This window comes from Pseudomonas sp. RA_35y_Pfl2_P32 (assembly GCF_963970735.1).
In the GTDB taxonomy this organism is placed as follows: Bacteria; Pseudomonadota; Gammaproteobacteria; order Pseudomonadales; family Pseudomonadaceae; genus Aquipseudomonas.
The window spans coordinates 1-473 of the sequence record NZ_CAXAQF010000285.1 but is presented as its reverse complement, the minus strand read 5'-3'; the positions used below and the strand labels follow the sequence as shown (position 1 = coordinate 473).

The 473-nt window shown below is 65.1% G+C and carries 1 protein-coding gene; it reads left to right on the top strand.

Annotation, left to right across the window (positions count from 1 at the left end; genetic code table 11):
• The coding region (locus AACY45_RS28300) for an LptF/LptG family permease (protein ID WP_339548771.1) at nt 1-473 on the top strand (473 nt) is incomplete at both ends.

Genomic DNA, 473 nt, shown 5'->3' with positions numbered 1-473 from the left:
ACCAACGTGTGGGTGCGCGACGGCGACGATCTGCTGCAAGTCGACCAGGTGCGGGGACGCGGCGATGCGACACGCCTGTCGGGCATTACGCTGTTTGATCGCACCGGCGGCAATCTGGTCGGCATCATTACCGCCAAGACCGGGGTGCGGGTCGCGAGTGGCTGGAAAGTCGGCCCGGCAACACGTTTTGACGTTGCCAGCGGGAAGTTGGCGAAGGTCGGAACCGTGGAGATTGGCCGCGATGTGCGGCACGATCAATTTGCGCTGTCGAACATCGATGCCAATGGACTGTCGTTCGGCGCGCTGCGCGATACGATCGCCGATCTGAAGGCCGGTGGTCGCCCCACCAAGGCGCTGGAGGGTGCAATGTGGCATAAGCTGGCGGGGCCGTTGTCCTCGGTGCTGATGCCGCTGCTGGGTGCGGTCGCTGCCTTTGGCCTGGCGCGGTCGGGCAAGCTGTTCATCCGCGCGGT